The organism is Mesorhizobium sp. P2_E6 (assembly GCF_056403835.1).
The window spans coordinates 59,962-74,743 of sequence record NZ_JBFUEQ010000017.1 but is presented as its reverse complement, the minus strand read 5'-3'; the positions used below and the strand labels follow the sequence as shown (position 1 = coordinate 74,743).

17 protein-coding genes are annotated in these 14,782 nt (G+C 58.3%); 3 read left to right on the top strand and 14 right to left on the bottom strand.

Going from position 1 to position 14,782, the window contains the following annotated elements; genetic code table 11:
• Positions 1-2,075: 2,075 nt before the first annotated feature.
• The gene (locus AC1D08_RS31435; protein WP_457154839.1) at positions 2,076-2,231 is read left to right on the top strand and encodes an entericidin domain-containing protein; all 156 of its coding nucleotides are present in this window, start codon (positions 2,076-2,078) and stop codon (positions 2,229-2,231) included.
• An 81-nt stretch (positions 2,232-2,312) separates the two neighbouring features.
• Here AC1D08_RS31435 and AC1D08_RS31430 read toward each other — a convergent pair whose 3' ends face one another.
• A complete protein-coding gene (locus AC1D08_RS31430) occupies positions 2,313-2,489 on the bottom strand; it encodes a hypothetical protein (RefSeq protein ID WP_457154838.1) in 177 nt (58 codons plus the stop codon).
• 172 nt (positions 2,490-2,661) lie between these two features.
• Here AC1D08_RS31430 and AC1D08_RS31425 point away from each other — a divergent pair, with 172 nt between their 5' ends.
• Positions 2,662-2,886 carry a hypothetical protein gene (locus AC1D08_RS31425; protein ID WP_477424981.1) on the top strand — a complete coding sequence of 75 codons (225 nt, stop codon included), beginning with the start codon at positions 2,662-2,664 and terminating at the stop codon, positions 2,884-2,886.
• A 183-nt stretch (positions 2,887-3,069) separates the two neighbouring features.
• Here the strand turns inward: AC1D08_RS31425 and AC1D08_RS31420 are convergent, their stop codons facing one another.
• From AC1D08_RS31420 to AC1D08_RS31375, 10 genes are all read right to left on the bottom strand, one after another.
• Positions 3,070-3,363 carry a hypothetical protein gene (locus AC1D08_RS31420; RefSeq protein ID WP_477424979.1) on the bottom strand — a complete coding sequence of 98 codons (294 nt, stop codon included), beginning with the start codon at positions 3,361-3,363 and terminating at the stop codon, positions 3,070-3,072.
• Between the two features lie 266 nt (positions 3,364-3,629).
• The gene (locus AC1D08_RS31415) at positions 3,630-6,389 is read right to left on the bottom strand and encodes a hypothetical protein (protein WP_477424977.1); all 2,760 of its coding nucleotides are present in this window, start codon (positions 6,387-6,389) and stop codon (positions 3,630-3,632) included.
• Between the two features lies 1 nt (position 6,390).
• On the bottom strand, positions 6,391-6,726 hold the full coding sequence (locus AC1D08_RS31410; RefSeq protein ID WP_457154849.1) for a hypothetical protein: 336 nt from the start codon (positions 6,724-6,726) through the stop codon (positions 6,391-6,393).
• Positions 6,727-6,773: 47 nt separating this feature from the next.
• Positions 6,774-7,028 (bottom strand): hypothetical protein, encoded by a 255-nt coding sequence (locus AC1D08_RS31405; RefSeq protein ID WP_477424975.1) that lies wholly within the window; start codon positions 7,026-7,028, stop codon positions 6,774-6,776.
• Position 7,029: 1 nt separating this feature from the next.
• Positions 7,030-7,431, bottom strand: coding sequence for a P27 family phage terminase small subunit (locus tag AC1D08_RS31400; RefSeq protein WP_477424973.1), 402 nt, complete (start codon positions 7,429-7,431; stop codon positions 7,030-7,032).
• A gap of 120 nt (positions 7,432-7,551) precedes the next feature.
• Positions 7,552-7,773, bottom strand: coding sequence for a cold-shock protein (locus AC1D08_RS31395; protein WP_457154701.1), 222 nt, complete (start codon positions 7,771-7,773; stop codon positions 7,552-7,554).
• A 105-nt stretch (positions 7,774-7,878) separates the two neighbouring features.
• On the bottom strand, positions 7,879-8,412 hold the full coding sequence (locus AC1D08_RS31390; RefSeq protein ID WP_457154702.1) for an HK97 family phage prohead protease: 534 nt from the start codon (positions 8,410-8,412) through the stop codon (positions 7,879-7,881).
• 1 nt (position 8,413) lies between these two features.
• A complete protein-coding gene (locus tag AC1D08_RS31385; RefSeq protein ID WP_457154703.1) occupies positions 8,414-9,511 on the bottom strand; it encodes a phage major capsid protein in 1,098 nt (365 codons plus the stop codon).
• A complete protein-coding gene (locus AC1D08_RS31380) occupies positions 9,501-10,103 on the bottom strand; it encodes a hypothetical protein (RefSeq protein ID WP_457154704.1) in 603 nt (200 codons plus the stop codon). Before AC1D08_RS31380 ends, AC1D08_RS31385 begins: the two co-directional genes overlap by 11 nt.
• 565 nt (positions 10,104-10,668) lie before the next feature.
• The gene (locus AC1D08_RS31375) at positions 10,669-11,451 is read right to left on the bottom strand and encodes a hypothetical protein (protein WP_477424970.1); all 783 of its coding nucleotides are present in this window, start codon (positions 11,449-11,451) and stop codon (positions 10,669-10,671) included.
• A 563-nt stretch (positions 11,452-12,014) separates the two neighbouring features.
• Here AC1D08_RS31375 and AC1D08_RS31370 point away from each other — a divergent pair.
• The gene (locus AC1D08_RS31370; protein WP_457154821.1) at positions 12,015-12,176 is read left to right on the top strand and encodes a hypothetical protein; all 162 of its coding nucleotides are present in this window, start codon (positions 12,015-12,017) and stop codon (positions 12,174-12,176) included.
• A 134-nt stretch (positions 12,177-12,310) separates the two neighbouring features.
• On the opposite strand, the gene AC1D08_RS31365 is transcribed toward AC1D08_RS31370, so the two are convergent.
• From AC1D08_RS31365 to AC1D08_RS31355, 3 genes are all read right to left on the bottom strand, one after another.
• The gene (locus AC1D08_RS31365; RefSeq protein WP_457154820.1) at positions 12,311-12,520 is read right to left on the bottom strand and encodes a hypothetical protein; all 210 of its coding nucleotides are present in this window, start codon (positions 12,518-12,520) and stop codon (positions 12,311-12,313) included.
• 246 nt (positions 12,521-12,766) lie between these two features.
• Complete coding sequence (locus AC1D08_RS31360; RefSeq protein ID WP_457154819.1) at positions 12,767-13,126, bottom strand: hypothetical protein; 360 nt, start codon at positions 13,124-13,126, stop codon at positions 12,767-12,769.
• Entirely contained in the window at positions 13,126-14,361 is a 1,236-nt protein-coding gene (locus tag AC1D08_RS31355) for a tyrosine-type recombinase/integrase (protein ID WP_457154818.1), read from the bottom strand. The genes AC1D08_RS31360 and AC1D08_RS31355 overlap by 1 nt, the downstream gene beginning before the upstream one ends.
• Positions 14,362-14,782 lie beyond the last annotated feature (421 nt).

Sequence of the window (14,782 nt, the reverse complement as noted above, 5' to 3'; positions counted from 1 at the left end):
GGGCTTGGACGTCAGGTCAGACTGACAGTTTCGGTAAAAAGATTGAGATGCCTCTCCATCCGACCCGATCATGGAGCGGTCGCGCGCCGACTTCGAAGAGAAGCCAGACCCCTGGCGGGCACTCATCATCTCCGGCGCATCGAAGCCGTTTACGCATCAGCCGTCAACACCACGACCAACGCCGCGCATGGTATGCCACGGTGAGGATCCCTTTGCTTGACAAACCCAGCCCCAAAAGAGAAGCCCGCCCTTTCGCGTATGCCCGTAACCCCTTCGCGTATGACGGCGATACCCTTGTGCAATTGTGGGGTGGCCTAGCCGGGGGGTAGTTTTCTAGCCGTCGGCCATCCACTTGCACAGCTGTGGTCGGCGCCAAGCTAGCCACGCATCCCCCTGTCCTGAAGGCTAGCTTAGTAAAAGAAACCCGCTGCTCACCCCCCCCCGGCAGCGGGTTTTTTATCGTCGCCACCGGACAACAGAAAGCCCGCAGGAGCGGGCTTTTGTCGTTGCTGTGCTGAGCGGTCAGGCGTCGTTCTGCCCACACCCCGGACACAGCCCCGTCTCATGCAGCAAGCACTGCATGCACGGCTGGCTACCCGGCGAGACGCTTACCAAGCTGTCTCCCAATATCATCCGGTCTCGGCATGGATCCACATGCATAAAGGACCGCACGCCGTACACCTCGCGGCCCTTGGTCGTCCTAACCCGTCCCATAACTAGCGACGGTAGTATCTGGTCTTTGTGTGAGATGCACTGGCCTATCTTGAAGCGCCAGGCTTCAGGAGGCGGCGGTTCGGCGACAATGTCGGTAAGAGCGTTCATTTCGGTTCTCCAGTTTGGCCTCTCCAGGCCTCCGCCGGAAGGTCCGGCTGCCGGGGGAGAGAGGCGACTGGAGATCGCTGGCAAGCTTTTGGGCGCTTAAGCCTTGGACATGGCTTGCCACCCCGGCCAAGAGTAATCTTGGTCCGCCGCTGCTTCGACCTTTTTTGTAGATAACCCCTAACCCTTACCATCTATAATTACATAAAACCCGGCGAGTCGCAAGAGATATTTTTTATCAATACTGTGGTCTGTCTTCGCTATGCAACTAGGCGTCTTCACATTTTTTGTCCAAAAGGTGGCGTTTACACAAGTAGTCATCATTGAAAATGCGAAAACGCCTATTTTGTCAATGTAGACTAGGCGAAAACGCCTACTTGTTGATCGCGCAAGGAAAAGCCCGCCGCCGGGGCAGGGCAGCGGGCCTTTGACACAGGCCGGACACAACGAATTGGGGGACAGGCATCCGGTCGCATTTTCAACGATGGATGCGAAATTTTGTTCCCGCGCGCTCGCTAAAATTAGCGATGCCTAGTCTACGGCAAACTCGCCGGGCAAGGACCCCAACCACCTCAAACCCGGCGAGCCTACACCTGATCAGAGTACGCGATCAGGACCGGGGTCAGCCGGCAAGCTTCACGCAGCAAGATGGATGCCAGTCTGTTATTCCCGAAACGGGACACTTGCGGCCATGACGTGACGTCAAGACTCAGCTACCCTGCCGCGGCGGCGGACCTTTCTCCGCCAGGCCGGCGCCTTTCAGGCAACCTCCCAGCGAGGGCGCCGGCTATTTTCCTTCGACGCCACTAAACTGAGATACGGAACCGCCCGGAGCCGTGATGCGTTGATCACATTAGGGAGATCAAACAATGACTGTCCATACGGACTATCGAACGAACAGAGCCGACTATGCGATTGCTGCGAGGCATGGCCGAGTGAACGCGGATGATGATCGCGATGAGCTACTGGCAAGAAAAAAGCGGTCGCTTTGGCTGAGTGATCGGCGATCCGCAAAATTGTCCGCAAACCCGTCGGAAAGCTTGCCGGGACCGAAATCAAAACCGCGCGGTTAGCGTTTAGCGTTTCTGGTCAGAAAGCGGGCTTCTCGTATTAAGCGACGCCCAATTGAGCCCCGAGGAACGCGATAAGTTCGCGCGCTTGGTCTGGTTTCCTCTTTTGTGTCTTGGCCATGGAACTAGCTTAGCCGGCTTTCGTTGCTGTAGGGCGAGTCTTACCGAGAGAGGGATAAACCGTCCATGAAAACATCCACATATGCAGTCATCGCGCTACTCGCCAGTGCGCTTTTGGTATCGGCCTGCGCAAACACAATCCGTGGCGCCGGCAAGGATGCTGCCAACACCGTCAACGCTACCCAGAACGCCGGCAAGAGAGTTGCCACCGCCGCGAACTAGCCTCGCGGTGCTTCTGCCCAAGTGAGATGGCCGCCATGATCGGCGGCCTTTTCTTTTTCAGACCGAAGCGCGCCTAGACGCCTACCGTTGACCGGCGGTCAGAATGTGCGCTTCCCGCAACAGCGACGCCCAGCTATGCGCCCCTAGGAGTTCGATTAGCTGGCGGGCTTGCATTTCGGTGATGCCGGTTTCATTGACCAGACGACGCACGACGGGGTCGTCCGGCCCGCTAGGTCCCTTGTCCTGTTCGTCAGTCATCATCATGTCCCTTGAAGACCCAACGACAGCGACGGGGTATGGTTCCTTTTGCGGGAAATTGACTCGCTAACCGACTGTCGGAAGCGTACAGTGCTTTGTCGCTCGATCTAGCAAGGCAACGAGCGCTTGAAAGAGTCGATCACGCTTTCGCCCTGTAAGGGAGTTACGCGCGATGACCAATCGTGGCATAGCCGACGACGTACAGTTGGCGACACTTACCAGAATTCTAGATGAGTATTGCGAGCAAGCCGGAATTGAGGGCTCGCACCCGGCGCGGGAGCATTTGGCGCGTCGCCTTATCGCCCTTTTCAGCGGCGGCATCGACAGTCAAGACGAGATATGGATGGCTCTAGACGGCATCGCAAAGGACTATAAACCAGGCGCTATCCAGCCGTAGGGTAATGGCCGGTGCGGCTGGGCTATTTGGGATGCGGGCCGCACCGGCCACTGCGGGTTTTGTTTGGACGTCCCCCGCGCTGCCTAAACTATGGGCATATTAGCAACTGACCAACTAAGCCTATTGGCGGGACTAAGATGCGCTACCCCGCTGGGCCGCTAGTACGATGTGCGTTCGCTGATTTCACCCTGTGACCAACCCCAGCAGCTTTCCACTTTCCTTCGCGCTGAAATGGTTGGCCATCAGTTTCTTGTAGTGCGCCAGCATCTCTGCGGGGACTGCGAAGCCACGCCGAAAGTCTGCCGCGGCTTTCTGGGTGCGGGTGATGCCCAACTGGCTGGCCGTAGCCTTAACAGAAGCCACGCTACAGTTAAGCCGTGTGGCTATAACTTTCGGGCTCTCGTTGTTTGCATACCCTTCCTTGATTGCCATCCGCCGTTCTGTCATTCCAGCGCGCTGACGAACGCTTCTATCCATCTGATTTCTCCGAAGTTTTCCGGAGATACAACAACCGTAGAGGTAAGCTGTTCCACGCCACGGCTTGGATGAGACCATTGCGTTTTGCCGATCAGACTTAAGTCCAACTCTCCCTGCCACTGGCCATCAACAAGTTCGATCGAAGTCCCGTCGGCGCCAGTACATCCGTGGTCACCGACGGCGCCAGGGCAAGCCCCGGCGATCTCTAGAAAGGCCAAGCCAGCGCCAAAACAACGCCAGCGGAAAGCGCGAAGGCGAGCCAGGCGCTATCGACCATTAACGGACCTCGCTGCGTCCCGGAATCCAAGCGCAGACTGCCTACGCAGTTCGGCTAAGCTCTCCTTGGAGGGGGTGCCACCTTGGATGGTGACGTTTTGCGTCACATGGATCGGCCGACCACCGCTGCCAGACTTACCGCCACGCTGATCATCGAACTGATCGGGATCGGCAATAATGACGCGCTCGCTTGGCTTCTTGAAGAACTCGACCTTCTGCGTGTCAGGCCCCATAATGCCGCCAGTCGAGAAGCCGTACACCGCCCGGTGAGCAACCTGCTCCGGCGTGGCAGCAAGACCGTCCAATCCGTAGCCAATGATACCCTTACCGACGATGCCGGCGGCGTTGAAGTTGGATTTGGCAGTCTTGAGGGCTGCCATATAGGCTGCCCTCTGTGAATCGTCCGGCGTGCTTCCGCCAGACGACGATCCGCCACCAAATGACGACCCGCCACCAAAGCCGGAGCCGGCCGAACTCGTCTTGATGTCGTCGAGTAGCAGTGCAGTTTTCTTGGTGTTGGCAGCGGTATCGGTGATGGCCGCGTTCAGCTTGTCCTGGTCTGCCGTTGGAATGGTCGACTGTGACAGTGCAAGCGACTTGTCGTTGGGGATGACCGTCGCCGCCGACTGCGGCACGACAAGCTCTGGTCCGCGCTCACCCACCCAATAAGGCCTATTAGCCGCCACTGGTCCACCTGCGGCACGCTGCGGATAGCTCCAAGTGTTGGTGGCTGGATCCAGAACCGGCTGAACGGTTATCGTGTTGGAGCTTCTAAAGCGGGTGACGTTGACTTGGCTTGTGCCGCCATCTCCGGAGCCGCCTTGGCTGCCATAGCCAGTGCTAGGCACGGAGCTGGATGTCATAGTTGGGCCGGACTGCGTGCCTGGCACCGCGCCGTAGCGTGTGACACCCACGCCGCTTGTGCCGCCACTTCCGTTCGGCACGTCGTACTGCGACTGCGTGCCGGAACCGACCTGGCGCGTGACTACCGTTACGGTGATAGTACGGTTCTTTAGTGCATTGACCGCCGCACTCAACTGATGCACCGCACCAGTGTCTCTATCCAACTGCATGCGAGCTTCGATCAGGCTGTCGATGAACTTTTTGACCTGATCGACGCCGAAGCCGTCATTGATCAGAGTCTGCCGTATCCGGTCCAACCCACTCGCAACGGCGTTCGCGTTCTTGTCGCCAGTATTAAGCGCATCAAATAGACTGTTGACGGTATCAACCGAGTTCTGAATCTCGGCATTGGCGTTCTTGATGTTGGACACATCGCCAAAGAAAGCGTCTATGTTCTCCTTGCCGCCCGCAGTGGCGATAGCCTTCTTTAGCGTATCGACCTGCGTGGTGGTATCGCGTAACTGCGCGGTAAGTTCGAGCATGCTCTGAACTTGGTCGCGACGCATGTTCTGGATCGCCTGTCCAGCCTGCTCGAACTGGCCGACCAGACCATCTATGCCGGAACCCCTGCTGACGCCAAAGCCGTCTCCGCTACCTGACTTAATGGTGCCGAATAGCTTGGCGATTGTGGCGTCGGCATTGCCGGCCTTCGCTGAGACATCCTTGAAGCCGGCAGAAACCTCGGCAAGCGTCTGTGTGGCCTTCTGGCCGCCGACCGAGATGCTATTGACGCCTTGGTCCTTAGCGAGGATGTCCGCTAGCTTCTTCGCCTCAAGCGCTGCGGCCTGCAGTCCTTCTGCGTAGTGCTGCGCATCCGGCGTTAGCGAAGGATCAAGGCGGAGATTGCCAATAGTCGCGAGCATCTTGTCGAGGTCGACGTTGCCTGCATCGATCTGGTCCGCGATTTGGCCGAATGCTTCAGAGCCGGCCGAGCCAACAACGTCTGACGCACGCTGAAGGTCACGAAGGTCAACCTTGAGATGATCCAGCGACGCAGCCAGCGCCCTTTGGTCGTTTTCGATCTGGGTTTTTGCGTCAGCAGCGATGACTGAGCCGGGTAGCTTTGCCGCCTGATCAGCGTATTTTTTCAGCGCCTCTGTTAGATGTGGGTAGGTATTAGCCACCTCATCTAGAAGCTTCTTATGGCCCTCAAGGATCTCATCGACCGACAGGATTTTCTCGCGCGTCGCAGCCATGTAGAGCGCAACCGCGCCAACCGCCGCTACGCCGGCTCCAGTCAGCAGCCCTGGTAAAGTTGTAAGCCAGGTGCCGAACGCAGCACGTACGCCAGCGCTGGCCGCTACAAGCCCCTGCGGGCCGGACAGGGCGTAGGAGAGGTGATTGGCTTGCTGCGTCAACACCATCATCGGTGATTGACCCATTGCTAGGCTCTCGGCTGCCGAGCGTGCTGAATGGCCTAGTGCGGCCATCTGTGTGGCGCCGAGGGCCGATGCGGACGCGCCTTCTTCAACTGCCACGGCAGTCGCAAGATGCTTCGCTCGAGCGAGATCCATGATGCGATTGATCTCAGCCTGATCAACGCCGAGCTTCTTGGCGGCGGCATCGGCGGTAAGGAGAGCGCGCTCCATGCGCTGGGTCGCTTGAAACGCCGGATCGACGGACGCCTTCAGGCGATCCCATGCCTTGGCGGTAGACGAGATCGAGCCTGACGTCATCGTCATGACGCTGGCCTGCTTTTCCATAGCCTTGGTCGTGGCCTGCTCACGATCGATGAACGCATCCTGCGCAGCCGCAGCGGCCTTCATAGCCTTCTGATACTCAGCCGCGCCGGCCGTCGACTTCGTGCTGTCGATGATTAATTCTGTAACGATGACTTCGTCGGCCATATCAGTGACGGGCCTCGGCTGGGCTGAACATCGCGGTCGACCATTCTGGCGAGAACACAGCTACAGGCACGGGAGCGATGTCAGGGATGGCAGCCAGCGCCGCGAGTGCTTCCCGCGCCGCGCGCTTCTTGCCTTCCCTAGCCAACGTGTCGATTGCCCTGATGTTCGTCTTCAGCGCCCCGATGAGTTCGGCAAGCGAGGTAAGCATCACGTTTTGGCCGGTGATCATCTCGGCCAGGCCTTCGAGTTCGTCAGCCAGGTCCAGCGCATGGGCGGAGATGTCGGCCTTTTTCATGGTTTTGTAAGCCGTGGCGAGTTGGTCACGTGCGGTGTTCATTGAATTATTCCTGTGATTTGATGGCTGTTGCGGCCAGCGTTAGGGGGTCATTCCACCGCGGCCAGCGCCTCGGCAATGATGTCTGATGCGTCCTGCCAGGGCTTAATGCTCAGCGCCGAATAGACGTCGACTGTGTGCGCGATCAGTTCCTCATGCCGCCCGTCTGAGTAAAATGTCCGGTCATCGCCGCGTATGGCGGCGAGGTGTTGGCCCTGCAACTCGAGCAGGCGCTCGACTACGGGCAGCAAGTCCGCAGTGATACGCGCGATGCGCAGCTTCCGTTTTCGGCGTTTTATTGGCATGTCAACCTCGATTGCTGCCCAGCGATGGCGGCCTGGCGCCTTCGCTTGGACCGTCGGAAAGGTCCAATTCCCGGACTAATCGCGCGAATCTGATCATCGAATCCCGCTCGATCGCGACCTCTGGCCGTGCCCGCGGCACGCCTTTTTCGTCGGTGAACGTCAGACCTAGCGTTGCGAGGGCTGCCCGTGCCTGCTGCGCCCGATCCCAGCTCTCGCAGGCGTTCTGCAGAAGGCGCAAATGTTGGCTCTCGAGATCAAAGTCAGCGACCACCTCGTTCCACCAGCGGCGCGTCGCCGCGGTCAAGTGCTTCGGAGCAGACGGACCTTTTCGCGCGGCCTTGGTAGGCGTGGAAATGGGAACAACAGCAAGCTCTGCAGCGGATTTTGGTCCTCTAGAACCCATTTTCAGGCCTCCTCGCGCGCGTGGATTGAACCGGGGATACGAAACGCAAAGGTAAGCCCAGAAGCGGTCTAAGCCCCCGTCTCGGCTTTTCGTCGAGACCCCCTATACCCTGGGTTGTAGTCACGCTGCCTCGACGTTGACGGCTCGCAGCTTGCCCGTGCGGCTGTCGACCTGGCTGCTGAACGACACTCGCTCTCCGACGCGCAGCGCATCAATGCTGTCGGGCAATGCGGTGACGTGAACGAACAGGTCAGCGCCACCATCATGGGGCGCGATGAAGCCATAGGCCGAGCCGGGCACCCACGTGACCACGGTACCGGTTTGCCGGTCTTGATTAGGCATCTTGAATTCCTTGTGCGAAAGAGAAAGCCCAGCGACTGAGGGCAGACGGACACCTCGTCGCTGGGCTTCGGGCTGCCCGTCTCTTGGCTCCCAAAACTTGATTGATTATGACCGGAGCTGAGCGAGCTTGCGCCGTGCTGCATCGAGGCGAGGCGTCTGGCTAGTCGATCTTCCGGTGATCAAAGCGCTCGAGTTGGCGGGCACACTGACAAAGCTGAACTCAAGCATCTCGCTGCTGGTGAAGCGCTGGCCGCCGTAAGGCTTCGACGCATCAATCGGCGCACTCTTCAGAGGCACGAAGCCGATGCTCGTCGAGTTGATGACGCCAGCCTTTATCAGGCCATAGACCTCATCCGACTTTGCACTGACGCCAGCATCGGGGAACTGCACAAGAGCGACGAGCTTGCCGCCTTCAACATTGACGCTGAGTGCCTTGGCGATCGGGTGATCTGCATCGTGCTGCCAGAGGATAGTCGGCGAGCGGCGGAAGGCATCGAGCTTGATGCCGGCCTGTTCGATAATGTCGCCCATTCGGTCGACCTCGCCGGTAGACACAATGGCACGGACCTGTCGGGATCCGATACCATCGCCGGCAAACTTCAGGACTGCGTGAGCGGAGGAGCGTTTGATCTCAGTCATCTCAATTGCCCACCAGCGCAACGAGCGGACCGGCAACAGTGTTGCTGCCCAAGTCATGGACGTTGATGTCGAAACGCTCTGTCGCGCGGACGCCGACCTGGTCGTATTCGAGGTAGCGCTCCTCAGTCTTCTTAACGGTGATGCCTCGCCGGTCGCCGAGTGTCGCGGCCATCGACAGGTCGCCGAAGAAAATCATCGCCTTGCCGGACTGATCGCCTGCACCCAGCAAGCTCGGGACAGGCTCAATCGGCCAAGAGAGATACTGCATTGCAGGCCGTGGCCCGGTGGCGGTCATCGTCATGCCGGCCGCTGTGGCGCCCAAGCGTGCGAATGTGCGACCTAAAGCGTAGCTCGAGCAGTACCATTTCGCGCTCGGCAGGGCGTACTCTGGGCACAGCGCCACAAGCGCACCTAAGTCCGCGGCGTCAAGTTCGTCAAAAGTGTCGTGGGAGGTTCCCGGCGCCGTGATGACGGACGCGGTATGATTGCCATCGATGATCTTCGTTGAGACGCCAGTGATACCGCCATAGGCGCCGGTTCCGTCTCCGTTCCAGCCGCAGGAATCCTCGAGTGCAGCCAAAGCGTATGCGGCATCTTCGGCGAAATCCTGGCCGAGGTCGACGGTTTCATCCTCGCCAAGTTCGCTCGAAATGCGCGACAATGCTGCGGCTTTCTTGGCGTTGAGGGTCACGGAACTCCAGGTTCTGTCCTGCTCAGAAATCGCGGCATTTTCGCCTACGAAAGCAGCCGTGAGTCCGGTGTCGAGCCGCGGGAACGAACGTGTGTCCGAGCCCATCCTTTTAACGGATGCGTTGCGCCGAAATGTTCCAACCAAAGCGCGGATCTTGATGATTCCGGCCTCGATTTCAGTCGGGACAAGATAGCCGCCGAATGTGCCGTTGGCTTCGGCTTGCGAGGTCAGCGTCTTGGTCTCGCCCTGCGCCTTCTCGAGACGCACCCCGCTTTTCGCGCACCAGGCTGTGGCAACATCGTCGCCCTTGTGCAGCGCAGCTCGGAAAAACATGCCGGCCTTCAAGGCGTCGGCGTCGTTATCGAAGGCGCGAACACGTGCGCCTGTGTTAAAAAGTTCATGCCGCATTTAGAATTTCCTTTTTGCTAATGATCCCGGCCGCAATGGCGGATTCGAGAAAGACGTACGCTCCGTCGCCGACCACTGGCGGGCCGAACAGCGGCCCGCTGGTGACGTCGCAGATCAAGTTTGGACTGGTCCGGGCAACGCGGCGGATGCGCTCACGGAAGTCGAAGGCCGCGGCGTTGATGCGCCGAAGTGCGAGAACAGCCAGGGCGCGTTGCCGCACGATTTCCCGCCATTCCGCCGCCGATTCTTGGAGCATCTCTGCAGCAGCGATGCGCCGGGCTGTGTTCTCGAGCTCGGCCAGCGCGTCTAGCGCGAAGGAGACCGCCTGACGCTCGAGAATGAGATGGTGAAGATTTTCTCCTGGTGTTGGCAAGCGTTCGGCCGGAGCCGCGGAGCCTTCGAGCAGCGCAGCAGCCAAATCCCTCACGTTAGCGCCAGCGGCCGGTAGTTCAGGTCGGATACCGGCCTGCTCGAGTTCGATCTGCTCGGCGAGTAGTTCCTTGTCGCGCGCCTTGAGTGATGCAGCCTTGATCTGAATTGCCTCGAATTCCTGAGCGGCGGTTGTCTCCGGTGGTCGTTTCGCGGTTGCCATGTCTATTCCTTCCATGATCTCGAAAAGCGGTACCCCGCCCACCTCCGACGAGGCGAGCGGGGTCGATCAACGACTGGCCGCTGACTGCGGCAGTCGGATTTTGGGAAAAGGGGCGTACCCGAAGGTGCGCAATTGACCGCGCCATGCGGTACTTCCACAAAAAGCGCGTTAGCGAATGACGGTGACGAGGCGTCAGGCGCAAAAGAAAGGGACGCCGAAGCGCCCCGATTTCGTTGTTGTTGCCCTATAGGTTTTTCGGGTCCACGATTTGGCACTTCCGAAGATTGCAACACTTATTCACTGTAGCATCTGGTTCCATACCCGTAATTCACAGACGAAAAAGATCATTTAAAAACAGTGAGTTATTGGGAAATGGAAAAAATAGCGGATAGCTCCAGATTTTTTCTAAAGAAACCGCTTGCGAAAACAACCATCGCAGGCGCTACATAAGAAATCGGCCCGAAAGGATTCTCGATTTGAGTTTTTCAAATGGAGAATTGTATGCGCAGGCCCCCTCCCAGGAAACGAAAGTGGTGGCACCTCTCTCGAGAAGAGGTGTTCAAGCTCATCCCGCTTTTGCCGCTGATCCTGAACTTGTTGCTACACTTGTGAGCCGGTTGTCGTTCGCGACCGCCAGCATCGCCCACTGGCCTGCCGCGAGCAAAGCCGCGCCTCCGCGGCGGTCTGCATGTCCGCCTTTTGCGCCGAGAGCCTTGCCGACGTCAGCAACACCGCCTCCTGCCAAGATCGCTTCGATAACGGCATCGATCTCTGGAGGCGGATTGGATGGATCGGCCCGGCCGGGGAGTCGCACGTCACCCCGGCGCTTTCCCATTTTGAGCTGGCCGAGCCCGCCCATAGCGCCAAGGAAGCTTGCGCCGCTCGCTATCTCTGGAGGATGGAAGCTGAAGCACGTCGCAGACGTGAAAACGGCGTCTGGATGGATCCATTCCTGCGATTTGATGCAGACACCGCGCGATGCCCCATCCCAGTTCCCCGTTCGCGCTGGCTCCGGCTCCGCGTCACCGAGGCGCGGCTGTACGGTCGGCAGCGCCATGTAAGCCTCAAGCGAACGGGGATCCGGATTCTTGCCTCGAGGCCTACCATCCTTCCGACTCCGGTCGACGTTTAACCCGGCTTCTGGAAGATTGTCATTCTCGGCTTGCGGCAACCGCTCTCTGGCTACAAGCCACAGAGCGGCGGCGCCGGTGGCGTTGTGCTTCTTCATCCAGGTCAGAGCTGGGCGCCCGCCGCGGTAGCGTATCCGGACAGTCGACGGCTTTTCCGGATTGGCTTTTAGAATGGCGTCGGCAAGGGCAAGCATTTCTTTTCGGGTGGTCGTGTTCATTGGGTGGTCAACCCCATACGAGAAACCGGCCTGGCCGGTACTGCCGAACCGCTCTGTGCGGGACGGGTAGAAAAATCATGGTGCAGCGCAACTGCACTAAGTGTGAGGGAGACTTTGAGCGTCGTGAAGGAGTCGCTCAAGCCTTACTATGGTATCGCGAATTAGATCGTGCGCGCGGCTACTTTCCCCAAGGCGCATGGCAGCCTCGCATTCGTTTAGCACGGCGACGGCATTCTGAATCTCTCGCTTGAGATCATCGGTCTTCTTGCCCATTAGTCATCGTCCTTCAAGGCCTTTGCTTCGTCTTTCAATTTCGGCCAGTCAGCGCCGTGCTTGCGAAGTAGCTCGCGTGCTTGTTTGGCCGTGACATCCGTCACCTCCGTCAGGTGCTCAACTTCGAGCTCCCCTTCTTAAGGCGGCTGGTATCGGTCGATTTCTTTGCGGCCATATTTGCGTTCTCCTCCTTCATACCAGTCAGATGAACGAGCATTTGATGTGCATGGTTCCAGTCTGTGGAACAATCTGCCGTCTGCGTTGGTTTCCCTGCGGAAGGAGATCCACCAATGCTTAAATTGCTGTTTCGACTCGGCGCACTCTACGCGGCCTATAAATTCGGCGAGGAGGTCGGCCGCGCGCAGGCTCGCGTTGATCTGCGCTTTCAGCCACCCGTTGACTCTGAGCGCATCCCGTCAGACCGAAACGAGGATGAATTCGGCGAGTTGTAAGCCGGGTCGTTATCGTTCGCAGGCTTCTTCAGGTCCGGCCGCAGCTTCCATAGTGCCTCCCAAGAAATCCGGCGAACTTGTACCGTTTCGCCATTGGTCTCGACGGTGCTTGCTGCAGCCACTGGCGTCTCCCATCATTCGTCAACCCGGCGCACGGTCGGAAAAGAGCTGGTGTACAACTGACCGTCATCGCCTTCAGTGATCACCACAAATCGGCCCTGGTCATACGATCCGTCGTGAACCACGCCGACGACCTGGCACGGATACCAGTTCGTCTTGCCGCCCATTTGCTTAACCGGGTAGGCAGCTTCGAAGGGAGCGATCGAAATTACATTGGTGGTCATGTTTTGCTTTCATGGGGTAATCTCCTCGTTTCTTAGAAATCGTCCGTTGTCCGTACCCTAGGGAATCAGGACGGACGGACGACAGTGGGTGGGTGGATAAATCCACCCCCACCACAAGCTGTTTTTAGAGAATTGCCGTCCGTCGCGTACAGTTTGAAATCATTATGTTTTTCGCCATTTTGCTGGCTGGTCGTCCGTGATTTTGTCCGTACGGACGATTTGCCAGAATTCGTCCAGTTTTCGCGATCAGTCGTCCGCGTCGTCAGACGGATCCGGACAGCGATTTCTTTCGACGAAACGTGACACAGAGGCTGCCGCTTGCTCTGCCTTAAAGCGCTCCGCTTTTGCGTCGGATGCCGCATCCTGCCCGGCTGCGGTAAGCTTCCACTTGCGGCCTGTGTAGTTTGCCAGTTTCGCCCTTGTGAGCTTTTCAGTCGCCATCGACACCCGCCGCCTGTGCGGCTGGCCGTCTTTCTGCCAACCGAGTATTTCGGCCATCTCCAGGACCTTGATTATCCGCTCTTTCGCCTCCTTGCGTTTCCCCCGATGGAGCAAGTCAAGTATCCAAAATGAGTGGGCGTCGTATCCCTTTGGAAGCGGCGCCATCACCGGCCCCCGATCGCATCGGCGATCTTTCCGGCAATGGCATCTGCCGCCGCGCGCACCGGGTCGACGTGAAGATGGGCGTAGCGTTGCGTGGTGCCAGCATCGGCATGGCCGAGCAACTTCCCTATGATTGGCAGGGACATGCCGTCGCCAGCGCCGACCGACGCGAACGTGTGGCGTAGGTCGTGAAGATGGACATCACCAAGGCCGGCCCGCGCGGCTATTGCTGCCCACGGCTTTTTTAGATCGGCGCGAGGTGCCTCATGCTCTGTTGCTGCCGAGTGACCGGCAATCACATATTTGCCAACGCGCGGCAAAGCGTCCAACACAGCTTGGGCTGCGCCGGAAAGCACTACGGTCTTGCGCCCTGTCTTTGAGTCCGGCAGGAGCAATAATCCGCGCTTGGGATCATATTCCGACCATCGCAGATTCAAGATCTCCCGCAAACGGCATCCGGTTAGCATCAACAATCGAATGGCGCCCGTTACATGTGGCCCGTAAACGGTGCGGTTCTTCTCTTTGGGCGCATGTTTGCTGTCTGACCGCTTGTGCAGAATGCCGATCGTTTCGGCTTCGCGGAGCGCATCTCCTAGGCTTGCCATTTCGTCAGCAGATAGGAACCGCTCGCGGGCTTCCTCTTTGTTTCTGTCGATCTTTGCCGCTGGATTCATTCCCTCCGGAACGTAGCCGCGCTTGGCGCCCCAAACAAAGGCGGCAGACAGCAGTGCTATTGCCCTGTTCGCTGAATATTTCGCCTGCTTTGACATGGTGGAATGCGCGCGCTGTACGTCGACACGGGTGAGGGCAACCGCCTTCGTTGTGCCCATCTGAGGCTCAATATGTTTGGCCAGCGTGATTTTGTAGAACGCGCGTGTCGACTCCTTCATATCCTTGCCAGCGATATAGTCCTCAACCAGCTTCTTGACTGTGCAGCCGCCCCGTTCGTCCGACCGCTCTTTGACCAAATCCTTGCCAAGGGCAGCGTTCGCAATCGCCCTGCGCGCTGCCTCGCGCGCCTCGTTGGCTTTTAGAGTTCCGACGCGGCCGAGCTTCAATCTCTTTTTGGCGCCGCCAGCCACCGGCCGATATTCGGCGAAATATGTTCCTGTATTGCCTGTCGTCCGGTACAGGCCGAAACCGGTTAGGTCATCGTCAAAATAGTAAGTTGTTTTGTTCGGCCTGGCACCTTCCATGATGCCTGAAACTGCAGCCGCCGTGATCTTGATTGTAGCCACGTCCATCCCCCTTTATAGCCACTATGTAGCCAGCATTTAGGTAGCGGCAGCATAATAGTCAAGCGGGCATAAGTTGGATATCGTTGGATTTCTGCGGTTCTGGCCTACTCTCTGCAACGCTATGAATGGCTATAAAACCTAGTATTTAAGACTGAGGGTCAAGGGGTCGTCGGTTCGAATCCGGCCACTCCGACCATTTAAAAAACAAGGACTTACCCCCAAAGTCCTACCTTCCAAAAATAGCTGAAAAATCCGTCTGGGTAACAAAACCGACGAATGACAACAAGCAGATACAGGACAAAGCGGCCCAGGTAGCCACCACGGCTCTCCCAAGTAACTGAAGAGCCGTGGCTACCGCCCCCCGGCCTATGCTGCTGCATATTAGAGCCAGCTTACGGAAGTTTGCGTGCAACGMAATATC

Bases quoted from the DNA above. Each gene is read 5' to 3' on its own strand.
- AC1D08_RS31435 (WP_457154839.1), top strand. From the start codon at position 2,076: ATGAAAACATCCACATATGCAGTCATCGCGCTACTCGCCAGTGCGCTT.
- AC1D08_RS31430 (WP_457154838.1), bottom strand. From the start codon at position 2,489: ATGACTGACGAACAGGACAAGGGACCTAGCGGGCCGGACGACCCCGTC.
- AC1D08_RS31425 (WP_477424981.1), top strand. From the start codon at position 2,662: ATGACCAATCGTGGCATAGCCGACGACGTACAGTTGGCGACACTTACC.
- AC1D08_RS31420 (WP_477424979.1), bottom strand. From the start codon at position 3,363: ATGGATAGAAGCGTTCGTCAGCGCGCTGGAATGACAGAACGGCGGATG.
- AC1D08_RS31415 (WP_477424977.1), bottom strand. From the start codon at position 6,389: ATGGCCGACGAAGTCATCGTTACAGAATTAATCATCGACAGCACGAAG.
- AC1D08_RS31410 (WP_457154849.1), bottom strand. From the start codon at position 6,726: ATGAACACCGCACGTGACCAACTCGCCACGGCTTACAAAACCATGAAA.
- AC1D08_RS31405 (WP_477424975.1), bottom strand. From the start codon at position 7,028: ATGCCAATAAAACGCCGAAAACGGAAGCTGCGCATCGCGCGTATCACT.
- AC1D08_RS31400 (WP_477424973.1), bottom strand. From the start codon at position 7,431: ATGGGTTCTAGAGGACCAAAATCCGCTGCAGAGCTTGCTGTTGTTCCC.
- AC1D08_RS31395 (WP_457154701.1), bottom strand. From the start codon at position 7,773: ATGCCTAATCAAGACCGGCAAACCGGTACCGTGGTCACGTGGGTGCCC.
- AC1D08_RS31390 (WP_457154702.1), bottom strand. From the start codon at position 8,412: ATGACTGAGATCAAACGCTCCTCCGCTCACGCAGTCCTGAAGTTTGCC.
- AC1D08_RS31385 (WP_457154703.1), bottom strand. From the start codon at position 9,511: ATGCGGCATGAACTTTTTAACACAGGCGCACGTGTTCGCGCCTTCGAT.
- AC1D08_RS31380 (WP_457154704.1), bottom strand. From the start codon at position 10,103: ATGGCAACCGCGAAACGACCACCGGAGACAACCGCCGCTCAGGAATTC.
- AC1D08_RS31375 (WP_477424970.1), bottom strand. From the start codon at position 11,451: ATGAACACGACCACCCGAAAAGAAATGCTTGCCCTTGCCGACGCCATT.
- AC1D08_RS31370 (WP_457154821.1), top strand. From the start codon at position 12,015: ATGCTTAAATTGCTGTTTCGACTCGGCGCACTCTACGCGGCCTATAAA.
- AC1D08_RS31365 (WP_457154820.1), bottom strand. From the start codon at position 12,520: ATGACCACCAATGTAATTTCGATCGCTCCCTTCGAAGCTGCCTACCCG.
- AC1D08_RS31360 (WP_457154819.1), bottom strand. From the start codon at position 13,126: ATGGCGCCGCTTCCAAAGGGATACGACGCCCACTCATTTTGGATACTT.